At 69.2% G+C, this 18,130-nt stretch carries 12 protein-coding genes; 5 read left to right on the forward strand and 7 right to left on the reverse strand.

The window, feature by feature from the left end; translation table 11 throughout:
* The first annotated feature begins 140 nt into the window (after nt 1–140).
* The 4 genes from KJK29_RS33995 to KJK29_RS34010 all read left to right on the forward strand — a co-directional run bounded on the left by KJK29_RS33995 (nt 141) and on the right by KJK29_RS34010 (nt 5,487).
* Complete coding sequence (locus KJK29_RS33995) at nt 141–1,427, forward strand: RICIN domain-containing protein (RefSeq protein ID WP_215122996.1); 1,287 nt, start codon at nt 141–143, stop codon at nt 1,425–1,427.
* 227 nt (nt 1,428–1,654) lie between these two features.
* Nucleotides 1,655–2,881 (forward strand): dienelactone hydrolase family protein, encoded by a 1,227-nt coding sequence (locus KJK29_RS34000; RefSeq protein ID WP_215122997.1) that lies wholly within the window; start codon nt 1,655–1,657, stop codon nt 2,879–2,881.
* A 109-nt stretch (nt 2,882–2,990) separates the two neighbouring features.
* Complete coding sequence (locus tag KJK29_RS34005; RefSeq protein ID WP_215122998.1) at nt 2,991–4,421, forward strand: sigma-70 family RNA polymerase sigma factor; 1,431 nt, start codon at nt 2,991–2,993, stop codon at nt 4,419–4,421.
* Between the two features lie 241 nt (nt 4,422–4,662).
* On the forward strand, nt 4,663–5,487 hold the full coding sequence (locus KJK29_RS34010) for an RNA polymerase sigma factor (RefSeq protein ID WP_215122999.1): 825 nt from the start codon (nt 4,663–4,665) through the stop codon (nt 5,485–5,487).
* Nucleotides 5,488–5,622: 135 nt separating this feature from the next.
* Here KJK29_RS34010 and KJK29_RS34015 read toward each other — a convergent pair whose 3' ends face one another.
* From KJK29_RS34015 to KJK29_RS34045, 7 genes are all read right to left on the reverse strand, one after another.
* Complete coding sequence (locus KJK29_RS34015; RefSeq protein WP_215123000.1) at nt 5,623–7,122, reverse strand: glycoside hydrolase; 1,500 nt, start codon at nt 7,120–7,122, stop codon at nt 5,623–5,625.
* A gap of 129 nt (nt 7,123–7,251) precedes the next feature.
* Nucleotides 7,252–8,319 carry an LCP family protein gene (locus tag KJK29_RS34020; RefSeq protein WP_251058001.1) on the reverse strand — a complete coding sequence of 356 codons (1,068 nt, stop codon included), beginning with the start codon at nt 8,317–8,319 and terminating at the stop codon, nt 7,252–7,254.
* The gene (locus tag KJK29_RS34025) at nt 8,312–10,507 is read right to left on the reverse strand and encodes a bifunctional polysaccharide deacetylase/glycosyltransferase family 2 protein (RefSeq protein WP_215123002.1); all 2,196 of its coding nucleotides are present in this window, start codon (nt 10,505–10,507) and stop codon (nt 8,312–8,314) included. The genes KJK29_RS34020 and KJK29_RS34025 overlap by 8 nt, the downstream gene beginning before the upstream one ends.
* A gap of 181 nt (nt 10,508–10,688) precedes the next feature.
* Nucleotides 10,689–11,564 (reverse strand): hypothetical protein, encoded by an 876-nt coding sequence (locus KJK29_RS34030; protein ID WP_215123003.1) that lies wholly within the window; start codon nt 11,562–11,564, stop codon nt 10,689–10,691.
* Nucleotides 11,565–11,698: 134 nt separating this feature from the next.
* The gene (locus KJK29_RS34035; protein ID WP_215123005.1) at nt 11,699–12,721 is read right to left on the reverse strand and encodes a YaaC family protein; all 1,023 of its coding nucleotides are present in this window, start codon (nt 12,719–12,721) and stop codon (nt 11,699–11,701) included.
* Between the two features lie 176 nt (nt 12,722–12,897).
* Nucleotides 12,898–14,595: a S8 family serine peptidase gene (locus tag KJK29_RS34040; protein WP_215123006.1), complete on the reverse strand. Its 1,698-nt coding sequence runs from the start codon at nt 14,593–14,595 to the stop codon at nt 12,898–12,900.
* Between the two features lie 217 nt (nt 14,596–14,812).
* The gene (locus KJK29_RS34045; RefSeq protein ID WP_215123008.1) at nt 14,813–16,192 is read right to left on the reverse strand and encodes a S1 family peptidase; all 1,380 of its coding nucleotides are present in this window, start codon (nt 16,190–16,192) and stop codon (nt 14,813–14,815) included.
* A gap of 718 nt (nt 16,193–16,910) precedes the next feature.
* Between KJK29_RS34045 and KJK29_RS34050 the strand changes: the two genes are divergently transcribed.
* The gene (locus KJK29_RS34050; RefSeq protein ID WP_215123009.1) at nt 16,911–17,945 is read left to right on the forward strand and encodes a hypothetical protein; all 1,035 of its coding nucleotides are present in this window, start codon (nt 16,911–16,913) and stop codon (nt 17,943–17,945) included.
* Nucleotides 17,946–18,130: the final 185 nt, after the last annotated feature.

Consider the following 18,130-nt stretch of genomic DNA (forward strand, 5'->3'; position numbering starts at 1 on the left):
CCGTCCCGGTCGTTTACCAATCCTTTACCGTCGTTCGGGTTTCTTGGCTTCATGCGCGCCATGCTGTACCTTCGCCGGGCGATCTCCAGAACTCCTTCCGATGCATCCCTGCCCCCGGGTCCTCCAACGTTGGAGAGCACGTGGCAAGGAACAAGCACAAGGCGACGCGCATGGCCGCGATCCCCGTGGCCATGGCCGTTGCGGCCGCGCTGGGCTGGGCAGCTGTCGGTATGCCCGGGTGGGCGAGCGAGGAGCAGGCGGAGAAGAAGGCTCCGCCGGCCGCCGCCGTCACGACGCCCCCGGTCGCCTGCGACCAGCAGGACAGTTCCAACAAGGGCTGGTACCAGCCGGTCTACGTTCACCGGGCAGGCAAGGACCCGGCGGCCGGAGTGAAGAGCGTCCGTCACATCATGTGGAGCGCCGACCAGATCTTCGAAGCCAGTGCCAAGCGCTTCGGCCAGGGGGACAGCCGCCGTCTGCGCTTCGTCCAGGACAAGGACTGCCAGATCGACGTCATGAGCGTCGCCGTCGACGGCTTGCCGGGCAGGCCCTCCTTCCCCCAGGCCCGCATGAAGGCGGAGGCGGCCGTGGCCGCCGAGATCCGCAAGGCTCCCGCGGCGGTCAAGAAGCGGTTCAAGCGCACCCGGCCGGTGTACTTCTTCGACACCAAGCCGCGTGGCTGCGGTGTCGCCACGACGCCGAAGGCACGCCTGCGATCCTCCATGTTCAGAGGGCGGGCCGCTGTGTCGTGGGGCTGTGCGACCGTCCCCGCGGTCACGCATGAGATGGTCCATCAGTTCGGTGTCAGTCACTGCGACAACAAGCGTGACCAGGGCGGCGATCCCATCTGCCGTGGATACGACCGCTCCCCGCGCTGCAGTGACCTCATGGCGAACGTCTTCCTGGACTGCGCCAAGGACGAGTTCTCCTACTTCCGCCCCCGGCCCGAGTCGGGCAGCATGCTGGCGAAGCGGCCCGGGTACAACCTCGCCAACAGCCCTTATCTGATCAAGGATCAGCCGGCTCCCGCCCTCGAGATGCGGCTCGCCGGGAAGCGGGGCGGAGTCTGCCTGGGGAGCGGCGAGGGTGACTCGGTCGTCCAGCAGGACTGCGGCTCCGGCGACAAGCAGGTCTGGTCGAGGGCCATCGGCAAGGACGGCTACCTCACTGTGGCGCTGAAGGGCACCGACAAGTGCCTGACCGCGCCGTCCGGCAAGAGCAAGACGGCGCTCACCACCTGCGAGGCCGGTGACAAGCGTCAGGAGTGGTGGATGCCTTCGGGGCGTGGGAACGGAGCCGACGTCTATCAGCTCGTCAACCGCGAGACCCGTAAGCCGCTTCGGATCGAGGGCAAGGGCGAGGGAGCCTCTGTCGCCCCCTCCGGCCGAGGGCCGGCTGCCGGGTTCCGGATGCTGCTGACCAAGTGAGCGGCACCTGAGCCGGGTGCCGACTCGGCACCCGCCTCAGGGTGACCCGCGGGGCACGGCAGGCGGGAAGCCGCCGTGCCCCTTGCTCCCTGGATCCTTCTGCCCCACTCCTCGCCTGGCCCCGCCCTGCCCACATTCCCGCCCCGTTCCACCAGGAGGTGGCCTCGATGCCGCCACGAACTCCCTTCGCACTCACCCGTCGCGCAGGTGACAACAACGTGATGCCGATGACCCGTTGCTCCGTGATGCTTCTCGCGGCCGTCCCTCTCGCCCTCTCGTGCACCGTCAACGGCTTCGAGGCGTCCGGAAGCACCACCCTGCCCGCCAGGGACACCGCCCCGGCCACCTTGTCCGCCTACGAGCTGCCGCCAGGCATGATCAAGAACACCTCCAAGGGCAACCCCACCCAGCTGCACGGCATCCTCGGAATCCCCAAGGGGCCGGGGCCCCATCCGGTCGTCGTCGTCCTGCACGGCTCGCACCCCACCTGTGCCTGGCCCGGGAAGACGGACGCGGTGGCCCGCGACGCGGTCCGTGCCCCTTGGCCCCTGGTGTGCGGCCGGCCGGGGGCCGAGTACGACCCGGGGAAGTACGGTCCCGACTACGTGCGTCACAACGCCGGCCTCTCGTACTTCGTGGAGGCCCTGAGCCGCAAGGGCTTCGCCGCCGTCTCGATCGACGTGAAGAGCGCGGAGGCCTGGTACACGGGCGAGCCCTCACCGGCCAAGGGCTACACCCAGCTGATCGACACACATCTGAAGCTGCTGGCCGACCTGAACGAGGGGACCGGCCACGGTCTGAACCTCGAAGGCGCCGAGGGGCGCATCGACACCTCCCGGGTGGGGCTCGTCGGGCACAGTCGCGCCGGTGGCTACGTCCTGAACAGCACAGCGGGCAAGCGGCCCGGCCTGTTCGCCACCGTCGCCGTCGAGCCCGCCGAAGAGGTCGACAAGGCCCCCCACACGGTGCCCGTACTCAACCTCCGCGGCGCCTGCGACGAGGACACGGGCCCGAACGCCGGACTGGACACGATCAAGGCGCTGGCCAAGTCCGGCACCACCGACGTCGTTGCCGACGTCCGGCTGCCCGCCACCGGCCACGCCATGCTCAACACCAACCTCTCCTCGGTGAAGGAGAAGGGCGGTGTCGGCGACTGCTCGGCCGCCCAGGTCGCCAGGCCGGCCGAGGCACGCGACCAGGCTGCCCAGCTCGCCGCCTCCTTCATGGCCCAAGCGCTGCGCAAGGCCACCACGTACACCCTTCCCGCCCTGGCCGGCCCGCCTCCGGCGGGCCGCAATCTGAGCAAGCGCGGGCCTGCCCTCCGCTTCAAGGCCTCGAGCCCGCAGTCCTACGCCGACCCACGGCGAATCCCCACGACCACGTCCGAGGAACGCCTGCTGCCGCCCGTACCCAAGGGGCTCAAGGTCGCAAAGGGCGGAGAGCCCGAGGCGTGACCACGGCGTCCACTTCGGCAGTCACGAACGAAAGACGAGACCGTCCGCGGTCCCCGTCGTTCTCGTCCACGGGTCCGTTCAGGGCCCTCCAAGGGGAAGCCAGATGCCGATGTCCACAGCACAGAAACGCTCCATCGTGAACTGGACGGATGAGGAACTGGCCGCGCCCCTGCGCCGCGGCGAGTCCGGCGACGAGCAGCTCGCGGCGCTGTACGAGCGTCACCGCGGGGCCGTCCGCTCCTATGCCGTGTCCTTCTGCCGAGACCGCTACACGGCTGACGACCTCACCTCCGAGGCGTTCACGCGAACGATCGACGCGATCCGAAAGGGCGGCGGCCCTCGTGGGCCGTGGCGGCCCTACCTGCTGACCGCGGTCCGTCACATAGCCGTGGACTGGGCCGCCGACAGGAACCGCACCCAGCCGAGCAGTCAGGTGCAGGACCGGGTCGACGAAGCGCCCGGGGGAGAGGAGCTGACGCTGGACCAGGAGGAGAACCATCTGGTCGTGCAGAGCTTCCGACGGCTGCCCGAGCGCTGGCAGGCCGTGCTGTGGTACACGGCCGTGAAGGGCGAGCCCGCCGCCACGGTCGCGGGCCGCCTCGGCATCAGCGCGAGCGGAGTCGCCTCCCTGGCCGAAAGGGCCCGTGAGGGTCTGCGTGAGGCCTACCTCAGCGTCCATGTGCACGACAACGGCGTGGAGGACTGCGGGCGTTACGGCCGACTCCTCGCTTCCGTCGTGCGGCGCAAGGCGAGACGGCCGGGCAGAGACCTGAAGCGTCATCTGGCCGACTGCGGCCACTGCCGCCAGGCCCTGCACGACCTGACCGACCTCAACTCCCGGCTGAGGGCCGTGCTGCCGGGAGCGATTCTGTTCGACGAGAGCGTGAGAGTCCTGATCGCCAAAGGGGCGGCGGCCGGGGGGCCCGGCCCGGCCTGGGCAGGCGGCTCCACGACCGCCCTCGTCAAGGGGGTGGTCACCGTGGGCACTTCGGCCGCTCTCGGTATCGGTGGCTACTTCATGCTCGCTCCGACCGAGACGCCGCTGCCGGCGCCGCGACCGCCTCAGTCGGCGTCAGCCTTGTCACCTTCACCTTCACTGTCACCGTCAGCAACGCCCGCCCCCGAGACCCCGCCGGGCCTTCCGACGGAGAAACCGACGCCTTCCCGCTCCCGTCCGGTCGCGCCGTCGACGGAAACGGCCGAGCGAGTACTCCTGGAAGGTCTTCGTACGACACTGCGCTCCGTCCCCGATGGGCGCTGTCTTGAGCCGACCGCGCCCCACGCGGGCTCCGCGGTGCGGGGCGGCGACTGCGACGGCAGCGCGGGCCAGACGTGGGCGCAGCTTCAGTTCCTGGGCTCCCAAGTGCTCTTGCGCAACTCGGCGACCGGCCTCTGCCTGCGCGCCCCCGGACCCGGCGCGGCGCGGGCGACCCAGGTGGCCTGTGACCAGAGCGACGACCGTCAGGTGTGGCGAGTGCGGTTCAGCCTGAAGCACAGTTCCCTGGCCGTCAGCGGTGGCGGATGGACCTACCTCACATGATCCGGGCCAGGCTCACGATCAATAAGGACACCAGCTCATGACCCGAGCACAGGCTCGCACCCGCCGTTCCACCCGCCGCCGGTCCGTGCCGTCCGAACAGGACCGACCGGCCGTCGGCACACGCCGAGGCGATGTACAGGCGGGTGGCGGCCCCGGGTCCGGCAGCGCCGGCTCGACACGTCATCCGGGGGTCACCGCCACAGGGGAACGCGTTCGGGCAGCACTCGAGTGCCTGAAGCTGATGGCACTGCGGCAGCGCTGGGCCGCGGTCGGCGACACACTCGTCGTGGATCGGGTCTGCCGGGGCAGCGGTGAGGCGCTCAGCGTCCTCGTCGGACGTCACCAGGCCGCGGTATGCGGCTACTTGAGCACCTGCCTCATGGACCACGCGACAGTGGAGCGGGCCACGGAGGAGACCTTCCGACGCGTCCTCGAGGCGGCCGAGCGAGAGGACGCGCTGGCGATCAACCGGATCCGGCTCCTCGCCACGGCGCGTACGGTGGCCGTCCAGACCTGGAACGCCGATCCCGGAGCCGGTGCGGCCACCCCGGAGTTCCTGGAGTGGATCGCGGCGGGCGGCGCGTGGCCCCTCGCGACTCCCGCGGCGCTGTACGACGCCTACCGGTGTCTCCCCGTCCGCTGGCAGGTGGCCCTGTGGCACATCGCCGTGGAAGAGGACGATCCCGCTCTGATCGGCGACGTGCTGGGCGTCTCGTCCGCGCGGGTCAGGTCACTGGGGCACAAGGCCCGGCATTCTCTTCGGGACTTCTACCTGGCCGCCTACGAACGAGCGGTCATCGACCGCCCGGCGTGCCTCTCCTACGCGCGGGAGCAGGTGGTCCTGGCCAGCCGAGCACCGGGCACGACCATGACCGAACACCCCCCGAACTGCCGCCCCTGCGCCCGCGTGGAGCGGAACCTCAGCGATATCGACGCCGGGCTCCGACGACAACTGCCGGGCATGCTGCTCGGCTGGTGGAACGACGGACGCTACCGGCAGATGAAGGCGCTGGCCCTCCGCGACGGAGACCCTCGTCCCGTGGCTCGACGGATCCGGGACACGTGACCGCGGCCGCCGGCGATCAGTTCCTCGAACGGAAGAGCCCCGCCGGCGTGGCCGAAACGGACACCGACGGGGCATGGAACGGTCCTCAACGCCGCGGCGAGACAGCTGCGTTGCCGTCGGACCGTCTTGCCGGGCTCATGAGCCCGGAGTCCAGAATTCGATGGACAGCGGAGGAACGGTGAGGGTGAGCTTCGGTCCCTTCTGGCCATCGACGCTCACGTTGTTCGTCTCCGCGCGCGGACCGTACCGGTGGCCCGCGAAGGTGCCCCGGCTCCGGGTGTCGACGGTATAGGTGAACGGGTCCTTCTTGGACGCGTTGGTGACGACGAAGACCGGATCGCCCTTGGGCGTCTGCCAGGCCATGATGCGGTGCAGCGGGTCCGGCTTGCCGTCGGCGTTCTTCGGCTCGTCGACGTGGTAGCGGACGGAGTCCCACGGCATGTACCGAAGGAATCCCGCCACCGCGTTCCAGTTCAGCGGGTTGAAGGTCCAGTGACGTGGCTTCACGTCCGGGAACCGGTCGAGGTGCTTGCCGTGCGGCGAACGCCAGTAGCCCAGCGCGTAGCCGGTCGCCTCCGCGTTGGACGTGGGCTTGAGGGCGTGCAGCCAGAACCAGGAGGGCGCGTTCTGGAACGTCATCCAGTTCATGATCGACTGGGCCGTACGGATGGTGTGCTGGGGCGTCACGCTGCCGTAATGGAGGTACTCGAACTCGTTGTTGAACACGGGCTTGCCCACGCGGCCGGAGGTGAAGTCGACCTCTATCTGCTCGGTGCTCGGCGTCCCCACACGATGGAAGGTCCACGCGTCCACGTGACGGACGGCGTCGGGGTCCGCCTTGATCGCCGCGCCGATCTTTCCCTTCCAGCCGTCCTGACTGTCCGCGATGACGAGCGTCTTCGGATACTTCTTCTTGATCTTGGGCGCGACGGCCTTGAAGGCCTTCACATACTCGTCGGGGGTGTACTTGCAGGACGAGTACCTGGTCGACTCGCGGGGCTCGTTCTGCAGGCCCCACATGGAGATCGGCACGCCCCGGGCGGCGAGGTAGTCCAGGTCTCCCACCATGGCGTCGCCGAGGGCATCCAGGGCCTCGGGGGAGAACGAGGCGAGCTTCCCGCCGATGTAGGACTTGTTGCTCTTCCAGCCGGGGGCCGGTGACCAGTACTCGGCGGACACGCCCTCGATCCCTGTCCGCTTGATCATGTCGGCCAGCAGATCCGTCTGGCCCTTGTAGCGGTCGACGAGGTGCTTCTTCGTGGGGTCCAGACCCCGGTGGTACAGCCCCAGGGCCAGCCGGCAGTACCGGAAGCCCCGGTCGCCGCCGCCCATGAGCATCTGCCGGTAGAACCGGTCGCGTTCGCCCTCCGTCAGGTCGTACGGGACGCCGCTGATCACCTTGTCGTCCATGCCGTTGTTGCCGGATCCGATGGAGTCCGACTGGATCTCGAAGCCCAGTCCCCAGATGGTCTGCCGGGGGGACTTGTCGAAGCGGATCGTGTACGCGCCCGCCTCGGCCTTCGACGCGCCCATGGCGTCGGACTGACCGAGCGTCGGCCAAAGAGCCGCTCCCGCACCGGTCGCAGCTGCTCCGGCCAGCACGGTTCTGCGGGGGAACGCTTTGTGGGACGGCATGCGTGGGTCTCCTCAGGTGGGTGGTCGAGTGCAGGGGAAGCTGCTTCGCTTCCAGCTGCTTCTTGAGCGCCTCGCGGTACCTGAACTGACGGGCCACCCAGGGAGGCATCCCGCCTCTTTCCCTGGTCTTTACCTTCTGCCCGGCGGCCGGTCGTTCCTCAGCGCGGTGAAGAGGTCCCGTGCTTTCTCCCGGTCCCAACTGATGGCGCTGCCCTTGGTGGTTCGCACGCCCACAGCGGCGACCGGGACGTTGACCCGCGCCCCGGAGCCGGGCGCCGAGACGCTCTTCATGGCGCGCAGCAGCCTCACCAGATCCCACAGCTCCATGTCCTCGTCCACCACCAGCGTCTCCAGCGCGTCTCGGGTCGCCGGGTAGATTCTGGACGGATCGAGCAGGACGTCCCTCTGGGAGACCTTGTCGGCGAGCGCTGCGAGGAAACGCTGCTGGTTCCTCGTACGGCCCAGATCACCCTGCCGTTCCTGATGCCGCTGGCGGACGAAGGCCAGGGCCTGGGCGCCATGGCGGTTGTGGCAGCCCTTGCGCAGGTTCGCGCCGGACTTCTCGTCCCTGATGTCGCGGTCCAGGCACAGCCGTACGCCCCCCACGTCATCCACGAGGTCGACGAAGCCGCGGAAGCCGATCTCGGCGTAGTGGTCGATACGCAGGCCGGTGTTGCGTTCCACCGTCCGCACCAGCAGCTCGGGACCGCCGATGGAGAAGGCGGCGTTCAGCTTGTCCGGTGCCGGACCGTGGCGCTTCCCCGTCTCGGGCTCGGTGTACGGCGGGAGGACGACCCAGGAGTCACGCGGCAGGCTGACCATGGTGGTGCCGTGCGCGCCGGTGTGCAGCAGGATCATCGAATCCGTACGGCGGCCCTCGGCCGTTCCGGTGTGCAGTTCCCGCCTGGCTCGAGAGGACAGGCCTTCGCGGCTGTCGGAGCCCACGATGAGGTAGTTCGTGCCCGTCCCTCGCGGTGGCCGGTCGGAGATTCCGCCCAGATCCACCTCACGGTTGAGCCTGATATCGGCCCACAGACAGACACCCGGGGGTGTGAGCAGCAGCGCCGAGAGCACGAGGAGCAGTACTCGGCGCAGCGCCCTTCGGCGCCGGGGTGGGGCGGCTGTTCGTCCGCTGCCACGGTGCCGCGGCGCCCGGGACGAGCCGGCGTGCGGCCGGTCGCCGTACCGCTCACGCATGGGGCCCCCTCCGCGCCGGGACGACACCCGGAACCGTCTGTCCAGGGGCCAACTGCCCATGACCTGGCCCAAGACGGCGGGAGCCGCGGTTCCCGGCTGCCCCGTCCTCGTCCCGTCGCAGGGCCTGGTTCGTGAGGTCTCCGCCCAATTGCTCGACGGCGGTCCCGGTCCGCCTGATGCGCTGCCATGTCAGACCGGTGCCGAACACGGCGGTCGCCAGCGACTGGATGACCACCAGATACATGAGCTGCCGGTAGGCGAGGATCTGGAGCGGCAGCGCCCACAGTGCGCTCATCCGCTCACCGCCGAGCCGCAGCGCGTAGCCGGCGCACGCGATCTGCAGACCGAGGAAGCCGGCCCACAGAGCGCCGGCCCAGGCCGAGTCGAGGAAGAGCGCCCCGTACAGGCCGAAGATGTCGACGAGCGGTGCGAACAGGGGCAGCCCGACCTGGAAGACGGTGAGATACGTCAGGGCGCGCCGGGCGAAGCGCCCGGCAACCCCCACTTCGAGCATGGCGCGACGATGCTTGCGCATCGCCTGGAGCGTGCCGTAGCACCAGCGGTAGCGCTGCCGCCACAGCTGACGAAGGGTGGTCGGGACCTCGGTCCAGGCGATCGCGGAATCCTCGTACACCACCCGCCAGCCCGCTCGCCACAGCGTCATGGCCAGGTCGGTGTCCTCCGCGAGGGTGTCCTCGCTGACCCCGCCCACGCCCATCAGCGCCTCGCGACGGAAGGCGCCGATCGCGCCGGGCACCGTCGGCATGCACTCCAGTACCTCGAGCATGCGTAAGTCGAGATTGCACCCGCAGGCGTATTCCAGGTGCTGCCACCGGCCGAGCAGTCCGCGCCGGTTGCCGACCTTGATGTTCCCGCTGACCGCGCCGATGGCCGGGTGGGCCAGCGGCTGGATGAGCCGGTGAATGGCTTCGGGTTCGAAGAGGGTGTCGGCGTCGGCCATCACCACGATGCCGTGACTCGCGCGGGCGAGTCCGTTGTTGAGCGCGGCGGCCTTGCCCGCGTTGCGTTGACGGACCACCGTGACACGGGGGTCAGGGATGTTCCGCACGATCTCCACGGTCCGGTCCGTCGACCCGTCGTCGATGACGATGATCTGAAGCAGGGAGTGGGTGGAGGCGAGCAGCGAACGGACGGTGGACGCGATGCCCACCTGTTCGTTGTACGCGGGAACGAGGACCGTCACCGGCTCGTCGACTCCCCGCAACCACGGCGAGCCGGGGCGGAAACGGCCCAGACGCCGGACGTGGACGCGGGCGAAGACGACGAGGAGGAGCTGGCGGAGCGTGCCGAGTCCGCCCACGATCGCGAGCACCCACAGCGCCCCGTTCGCGACCGCGTGGCTGGCGGTGTCCATCCACGTCAAGGCCATGCCCTGCACCCGCTGGGCCGGCGGGGCCGGCGTGTTGGCGGAGCGGATCCCCAGTCCCGCCGTCACGGTGGTGAACCGGTCGGCATCACGGCCCTGGAGCAGCACTTTGACCTGTCGGTAGGCGGCTTCGGACTGATCGAACTGCCGAACCACGCCCTTCGACGGTTCGACGGACCGCCGGTCGGCGGTGACCAGCAGATATCCGTCCCCGCCCGCGCGCAGGGCCGCCTGCCACTCGGCGCCGCACAGTGTGTCCACCGACGTGGTTCCGGGCATCCGCAGCAGCGTGGTGGTGACGCCCGCGGTGCCGGCCAGTGCCTTCTGGTTGAGCGCCAGTTCGATACCGGCGCGACTCGGCGACGCGGAACCGAGGACGGCACCGGAGTAGGTGTGCAGTCCGATCTCATGGCCTTCGGTGAGGATGCGCCGCGCGAGCTCCGGATGGCGGCCGGCCTCGGAGCCGAGGAGGAAGAAGGTCGCACGCGCACCCTGTTCGCGCAGCAGACGGAGGATGCGGGGGGTCCATACCGGATCCGGTCCGCCGTCGAAGGTGAGCGCCACTGTACGAGCGGGCATCGACGCGGACTTGACCGAACCCCCTCTCAGACGCAGCACCGGCCCTGCCTCGTGCAGCACTCGCGGAGCGGGCGTGACACAGGGCCGGCGGGCCTCGGCGGCGTCGACCTCGTGGGCTGTCCAGCCCTGGAAGAGCAGTGCCGCGGCGATCGCGGCGTACAGCGTCCCCAGGAACAGCCAGTGCACCCGAGGCTGACGTCGTTGCGCGTGCCGGCCCGTCACCGCTCGGCTTCTCGATTCACGTGTTTCTCCAAGAGGGGGTGCTCCGGTCAGTGGGCAAGGGCGTGCGGCTGTGTGTCCCTTGCCATGACGGGGTGAGGCGCATGACGTGAGTCACGCAGGCGCCGACGTTCTGATGAAGTCGGCGCACAACGTTTCCTTGCCCCCCTCCTGGACCAGACGCTCAGCCGACAGAGTCGCCGCGACGGTCGGAACTCAGTCGCTCGCTGTCGCCGCCGTTGTCGTTCCCGTTGTTGTTTCCGTTGTCCTGGCCGTCTCCGGCGCCGTTCTCGTTGCCATTGGCATTGCCGCTGTCCTGGCCGTCTCCCGTGCCGTTGACATTGCCGTTGTTGTTTCCGTTGTTCTGGCCCCTGCCATTCCCGTTGCCCTGGCCGTTCCCGTTTCCGTTGTTCCGGCCGTCGCCATTGCCGTTCCCGTTGCCGTTCCCATTTCCGTTGCCGACTCCGGGCCTGCTCCCGCCGGCCCCTGGCGGGACGACGTCGGTGTCGGTGATTCCCGTGCCCGGGGCGTCGGTCTCGGGCTCTTGTGTGGTGGTGCCGTCCGGGGCGGTGCGCAGCGTGCACACGGCCAGCTCCTCCAACTGCCCTGCCGTGCCGCCGTCGCCCGGCTGAGTCAGAGAAACGATTCTGCGGATGGTCGAGCGTCGTTCGTTCTCCAGGGGAGTCAGGATCTGCTCCCGCGCCAGGGCGGGATCGCTTTCGAGTCGCTCTCTGTCGTCGGAGAAGCGCTTGTCCGCGGCGATGACTTGGGCATCCAGAAGGATCAGAGCCTGCTGCACTTCCCCCGTGTGCTCCGCGGAGAACTGCGGGATCTCACTTTCCACGTCCGGGCACTCGATGACACGTGCCGACGCCTGGTCGATGTCCTCGATGCCGGGAGGAAACGCTGCCGCGGCTTTTTCGCCGGACCTCTGTCCGCTTTCTCCCGCGGAGGCGGAGACACCGGCCATGACAATCCCGCCGCAGCCCACGACAAGGGCCGCCGAGAGGGCGGCCACTCGGATCCCGGGCATCGAATTCATGCGCGATGCGTGCTTCATGATTTCTCCCGTCGTGCGATTCTTTTCCGTTCTTTCGCTACATACGGGGTGCCCGGGACCTGTGTTCAGGGACCTCACAGGAAGGAGAGCGGCGCGGTGAGCTGCTGCGGACGCGCAGGCCGGCGAGCCGGAGTTCACATGGCAGGGTGGTGCGGCCCCGACTTGGGCCGACTGCTCCGGTCCTGGTCGTGCGACGAAGTCGTGGCGGCCGCCTGTTCCAGGGCTTCCGCGATGAGGTGCGGGAGCTCTCTCGGAGCTTCGCGGAGCAGATGGCTCACGGATTCGGTCGGCCTGACAGCGCCCTCGGTACCGAGGTGTGCGCGCCAGTCGTCCGGCCGGTCATGCATGAGCGAGCCCAGTCCGCAGAGCACGGCCCACCAGGCCATCAGCGGATGCAACTCCGCCCGCAGAGATGGGATCACCGGCATGAAGTACCGGTTTCCCGCGTATTCGGTGGTCATCGAGCGCAGCCGGTCGAGGCGGGCGGACCGGCCGGTTTCGCCCTGCGGCATGACCCAGTTCATGCGAATCCCTCCGCGGCCGTGCGGGAAGGGAGAGAGCGCCGGGACCAGGGCTCCGTCCCGGACGTGACAGCCGTAGCCGTGGCAGGTGGCCGCGGGAGGAAAGAACCCCAGATGCTCGTCCAGTGCTTCGCTGGTTCCCGCCCGGATCACGTGGTCCGGGATGTCGCACACGACCACGGTCAGGATCGCGTGCGGTGATCCGTCTCCCACATCCCCGTGGACGTACAAGGGAGTACGCCGGCGCCTGTCCGTCAACGGATGGTCGAGGTTGACGGGCAGGGCGTCCCAGGCGTCCTCCAGGCGCAGGGGCGTGTCTCCCCAGACCGGTGAGCCGAGGATCTCGCTCACCCGGGCGAAGCCACCCGCGGATCCGGGTGGCTCCGTGACCAGCGCGATGTCCGCGAGGTCGCCGGGCAGGGGAGCGGTGGAGCGTATGCCGTTCGACGTGAGCCGCCAGCCGTCGTCGGCGACTCCGGGCGCGCAACTGGCGATGGCGCGAGCGGCCTGGCACAGACCGTGGAGAAGGGGAAGGGGCCGAGCGGCCGGGGGCTGCTCCTCCGCTTGACGGAAGAGCCGCTCCATCGACTTGAGGGCGTCCACGAACGTGTGGTGACGCTCCTCGTGGGAGTGCACGGCTCTCGCCGGGACTCGGCGGTGGGCACGCAGCCGCCGCCAGGATCTTTCGGAACCGGCATGAAGGTACATCGCCCGTCGTCCTCGCTGTTCAGGTTCAGGCAGGGGTCCATGGCTCCTGATGACCTGGTCCGGCCGCCGAGGGGAGCGGCGGCCGGACCAGGTCGGCTCGGCGCTCAGAAGCCGTGGCACATCTGGTTGTAGAAGTCGGCGCACGAGACGGTCGCCGTGGCCTTGACGGTCTTGCCGTCGCGATCGGTGTAGGTCACCGTCGGCGCGTATGTTCCGAGGCCCTTCGGGAAGGCGTGGGTGACCTTCGCTCCGGTGCCGGTCGTGCCGTCGCCGAAGTCCCAGGTGTAGGTGCCGTCCGCGCTGCCGAGGGCGCCGGCGTCCAGGTCACAGGACGTACCGGAGGAGTCGCAGGAGACCTCTATGCGACCGGTGCCCGGCGCGGACGGGGCTTCGGGGGTTCCCGGCTCGGACGGCTCCCCGGACGCGGTGGGCTTCCCGGGCTCGGTGGGTTCCCCGGACTTGGTGGGTTCCCCCGGCTCGGTCGGCTCTCCGGGGCGGGTCGGCTCTCCCGGCTCGGTCGGCTTCCCGGGCTGCTCCGGGTCCTGGGCGTCGGCGAAGGCCGGCTTGAAGACCCCGGCGTCGTGCACGTCGAGCAGCGGCTCCTTCGTTCCGTCCTTCGACGTGTCCGTCCAGTTGTCCTGACCCGCCTTCAGCAGCTTGTCGCGCACGGCCATCACGCCCTCGCGGTCCTTCGGCTTCTCGGAGCCGCTGACGATCAGCGCCGCGGCGCCGGCCACGTGCGGCGCCGCCTGCGACGTACCGCTCCAGTTGGAGTAGTCGTTCTTGTTGCCCGTCGCCTGTATGCACTCGCCGGGAGCGGCGATGTCGATGCTCGGGCCGAAGTTACTGTCGCCGGAGAGCGTGTCGTCCTTGTTCTTGTTGTCCTTGTTGCACCAGGCGAAGTCGCCCTGACCGCCGGCCTTTCCGTCGCCGTCGGCGAGGTTGGAGACGGTGATGGCGTCGGGGATGTTGGCCGGAGACGCCGACTTGGCGTCCTTGCCGTCGTTGCCGGCGGAGACCACGACCACGATCCCCTTGGCTATCGCACGGTTGACGGCGTCGGCGATCGCGCGGGTCTCGCCCGTGTATCCGGCGCTGATGTTGACCACGTCGATGGTGTCGGCGTGGGCGGTGACCCAGTCGAGGGCGCCCACGATCTCCGAGGTGCTGCCCCTGCCCTCTTCGTCCAGGATCTTGAGGGAGTGGATCCGCGCACCGGGCGCCACACCCGTGAACCCCTGGTCGTTGTCGATCTCGGCGGCGATGCCCGCGACGTTGGAACCATGTCCGTCGTCGTCCATGCCCTCGTCCTCGACACACTTGTCGACCTTGCTGCAGTTGACGCGCTTGACGACGTTCAGGTCGGGGTGGTCGGCGACTCCGGTGTCGAGGACGGCTATGTCCGCGTCGACGCGTTCGTCCTTGCCGTCACCCGTCTTCAGGGCCTTGTTCTCCAGGGCACGGATCCGGCTGACCCCCTTGGGCGTCTGCTGGCCGTTGATACGTCCCTCGCCGTCACGCTCGACATAGGCGACAGCCGGGTCCCCGCTCAGCTCACTCACCTCGTCGCGGCTCAACTGCGCCGAGAAGCCGTCGAGCGCGGCGCCGTACGTCGCGGTGATGTCGACACGCGGCTTCCCCGAAGCGAAGAGCGCCGGGCGCTTGTCCTGTTCCTTCAGGACGACGATGTAGCCGTCCTTGCTCGGTGAGGGTGAGTCGGGTGGTGTTGCTCCGATGCCCTGAGCCACCGTCAGGCCGACGGCGGTGATCGACAGGGCCGTGATGACGACACGTCTTTTCACTCAGTGCCTCCAAGGAGGGATGCGGTGGGGGAGGAGAAACGGCGTCCGGGATCGGCCGCGGTGCTGCGGAAGGCCCGGACGGTCGAGGGCCGGTGGCCCTCGGAGCGGGTGTGTCTGTGCGGAACGAGGCACAGACACACCCGCTCCGAGAAGGCGAGATCTCAGGCGCCGACTAGCCGGGAGTCAGGTGTGGGCGGTCGACGGCCCGAAACCGCGGTCACGCCGCGGGCTGGTCCGACGGCTGACCGCCCTCGCCCGGTTCGCCCGGCTGTCCGGGCTGACCCGGCTCGCTCGGCTGTCCGGGCTGTCCGGGCTGACCGGGCTGACCGGGCTCTTCCGGCTCTCCCGGCTGACCCGGTTCCTCCGGCTGGCCCGGCTCTCCCGGCTGACCCGGCTCTCCCGGCTGGGACGGCTCGGCCGGCTGGGACGGCTCGGCCGGCTCAGAGGGCTTTCCGCCGCCGCAGTCGTCGCTCGGGGGAGTGCCCGGAGCCTCGCCGCCGCCTATCTGGGACCCCGTTGCCTCAAGGGCTTCGAGCACCGGCTGGAAGAACGTCTCGCCACCGGAGGCGCAGTCGCCACTCCCGCCCGAGGTGAGCCCCACCGCCTTGTCACCCGCGAACATGGCACCGCCGCTGTCGCCCGGCTCGGCGCAGACATCGGTCCGGATGAGCCCCTCGACCGTCTCTCCCGTCTGGTAGTTGACCGTCATGTCGAGGCCCGTGACCTTGCCGTCATGCAGCCCCGTCTTCGTGCCCATCCGCTTGACCTCCATACCGACCACCGCCGCCGCGGCACCGGAGATCTTCTGCTTCCCCCCACTGCCCAGGTTCACGAGGCTCGGAGCGTCGGCCTCGGGGTCGTTGTACATGGCCAGAGCCCAGTCACTGCCGGGCCATTCCTTGTCGGTGACCTTCGCGACCGGCTGACCACCCTGCTCGAGGGACCACTCGTCACCGCCGGCCGCGGTGCAGTGACCGGCCGTCAGGAACCCGGGCTTGCCGCCCTTGGTGACGTTGAATCCGAGCGAGCACAGGCCACGGCCCGCGTAGATGGCGTCCCCGCCGCCGGCGAAGGGCTTGAACTCGCCGCCGACGCGCTTGACGGTGACCCGGTCACCCAGCTTCTCGGTCTGGCGCGACAGCTTCGCCCAGTCGTCGCCCTTGACCGTGCCGTCCACGATCACCGACAGCTTGTTGGTGCGCGGGTCGACGGACCAGGCGGTGCCCCCCACGGGCGACGCGCCCAACTTCTCCGCCGCGGACTCGAGTTCCTCGGTGCTGTACTTCACGACCCGGGCCTCGGCCCCCTCGGAAGAGGCCTGGTCGGCCTCGTCCTCACCCAGCACGTTCATGACCAGGCGATCGGAACGGTCGTCGTAGTACCAGCCGGCCGCCTTATCACCGAGGTCGGACGACAGGGTCTGGCCGAGCTCGGTCGCGGCTCGCAGACTCAGCTCACGAGGGTCGTCGGTGTCGGTGCCGGCGTTGGCCTGGGGCAGGAGGACCGCTGCCGCGGCGAGGGCCACCGCACTCGAGACCGCGATGGTTCCGGTCTTCTTGTTGATGCGGCGATGGTTGGCTCGTCGCTGATGGGACATGGTGTGACCTCCAGTCGGACTTCGGCGGCACAGAACGGGGGGGCTCGCCGAAGGAGTTCCGGCTTCGAACGCCGGAGCAATTGATTGCTGGGAATTGCTATCGCGCCGGATAACGATTCCGCAACCCGATCCCGTGAATTCTCCCGCTGAGGCCGCAACCCGGTCTCGGATTCCTGCACCGAGTATTGCCGGGGTGACCTGCATGCTTCCCCGTTCGAGCCCCGGCCGCCGAACCCGGAAAAGAATCTTGAATCTGCACCGCACGCCGTTCATAAATGCACCGCATTCCGAATTTGGGCAGCGCTGCAGCGCTCCGCAGCGTGACGTCGCAGCGCAGCTCAGGGGTGGGGGTCGGGCGTCGAATGCACTGAGGCGAATGTCGAGCGCACCTCCAGGCATGTAAAGGGGAAAAGGAATGGAGGGGTCGGCCCCCACTAATTCGGGCATTAGGTAGAGCGGCGCGTGCTGTCCGAGCCCGCGGAAATCGCATGGGGAATCCGGGCAAGGCCTGGAAGTCTCCTCACTGTCCGGTCCTGCCATCAGTTCAGACCGGCGCGCCCGCCACCCGTCCCGGCACTTTGCCGATGCTTTACCTGGGGTGGTGGAAGGTAAAGGAACAGTCAAGTGGCAGGACTGTGCGTGGACGGATCCGTCTGTCCTGACGACCACCGCGACCAAGCAGAGGACCACGCGCCCCCGACGGAAAGGCCCGGCATCGATGAACAGCGCGGATGTTCCCAAACGGCTCCCCTCGCACCGCAAGGGCCTCATCGCCACGTCGAAGCGGACCGCCCCCGGCACTCTCGCCACTCCCTCGCTCGAACCACCCCGTGCGTCGTTCGGGCCGGACCCGGCCCAACAGGCGCTGGCAGCCCGGGAGACAGGCAGTCGCATGCGGGAGCTGCTCGGGCAACTGCCATGGACGCACCTGTCGCGGCGTCGGGCGGCGGCAGGCGGCTCCCTGCTCGTCGACCGCGCGCACCGGGGCGGCGGCGAAGCGCTCAGCGTGCTCGTAGGACGGCATCAAGCCGCGGTCTGCGGCTACCTCAACACCTGCTTGACGGATCCGGCCATGGTGGACTGGGCCACTGAACACACGTTCCGTCATGTGGTCCGAGCATCGGGGCATCACCCGTCGCACGCCGTCCCGCGCATCCATCTGCTGGACACGGCACGGTCGGTGGCGGCCGGGGCATGGCGTTCGCATCCCGAGTCCTGCGCGGTGACCGACGGCTTCCGGGAGTGGATCGTCGAGTCCGTCGGCCCTTGGCCCCCGCAAGGACCCGCGCCGCTGTACGAGGCGTACCGCTGTCTGCCGGCTCGCTGGCAGACGGCTCTGTGGCATCTCGCCGTCGAGGACGACCATCCCGCGCTCATCTCCGACATGCTGGGCCTGTCGCCGGGCAGGCTGGCCCTGGCGCGGCAGCGCGCCCAGCACATGCTGAGCGACCTCTATCTGACCGCCTATCGGCGAGCGGTCAGCGGTCGCCCCGCGTGCACCTCGTTCGTACAGCACCTCGCGGTGTACACGACGTCTCGCGACATCGCCGCGACAGGGCATGCGGAGTACTGCCCCTCGTGCTCACGGGCCGAGGCGGATCTCACGCATCTGGACATCGGCGTCCGGCTGCACCTGCCGGCCCTGCTCCTGGGGTGGTGGGACGACACGGCCTATCGGCAGATGCGGTATCTGGCACTCCGCAACTCCGATCCGAGAGGCATGGCCCGTCGGCTGCGCCGGGACCTGGACTGATCCATCGCGCGACCGACTCGCGGAGCGGCCCGCTCGGCTGTTCACCCGCAGACGGCACGAGTCAAGGTAAAGCGTGGGCAATGTCGCGAGACACGGTTGCCTCGCACACGTTCTTCCTGGTGACGGCAGTGACGGCAGCACATGCACGGGGTCGGCCGAAGGGGCCGGCTTCGCGCCGGGATGGG

Source organism: Streptomyces koelreuteriae, from assembly GCF_018604545.1.
GTDB lineage: Bacteria > Actinomycetota > Actinomycetes > Streptomycetales > Streptomycetaceae > Streptomyces > Streptomyces koelreuteriae.

Bases quoted from the DNA above. Each gene is read 5' to 3' on its own strand.
- KJK29_RS34000 (WP_215122997.1), top strand. From the start codon at position 1,655: ATGACCCGTTGCTCCGTGATGCTTCTCGCGGCCGTCCCTCTCGCCCTC.
- KJK29_RS34005 (WP_215122998.1), top strand. From the start codon at position 2,991: ATGTCCACAGCACAGAAACGCTCCATCGTGAACTGGACGGATGAGGAA.
- KJK29_RS34010 (WP_215122999.1), top strand. From the start codon at position 4,663: ATGGCACTGCGGCAGCGCTGGGCCGCGGTCGGCGACACACTCGTCGTG.
- KJK29_RS34015 (WP_215123000.1), bottom strand. From the start codon at position 7,122: ATGCCGTCCCACAAAGCGTTCCCCCGCAGAACCGTGCTGGCCGGAGCA.
- KJK29_RS34020 (WP_251058001.1), bottom strand. From the start codon at position 8,319: ATGCGTGAGCGGTACGGCGACCGGCCGCACGCCGGCTCGTCCCGGGCG.
- KJK29_RS34030 (WP_215123003.1), bottom strand. From the start codon at position 11,564: ATGAAGCACGCATCGCGCATGAATTCGATGCCCGGGATCCGAGTGGCC.
- KJK29_RS34045 (WP_215123008.1), bottom strand. From the start codon at position 16,192: ATGTCCCATCAGCGACGAGCCAACCATCGCCGCATCAACAAGAAGACC.
- KJK29_RS34050 (WP_215123009.1), top strand. From the start codon at position 16,911: ATGAACAGCGCGGATGTTCCCAAACGGCTCCCCTCGCACCGCAAGGGC.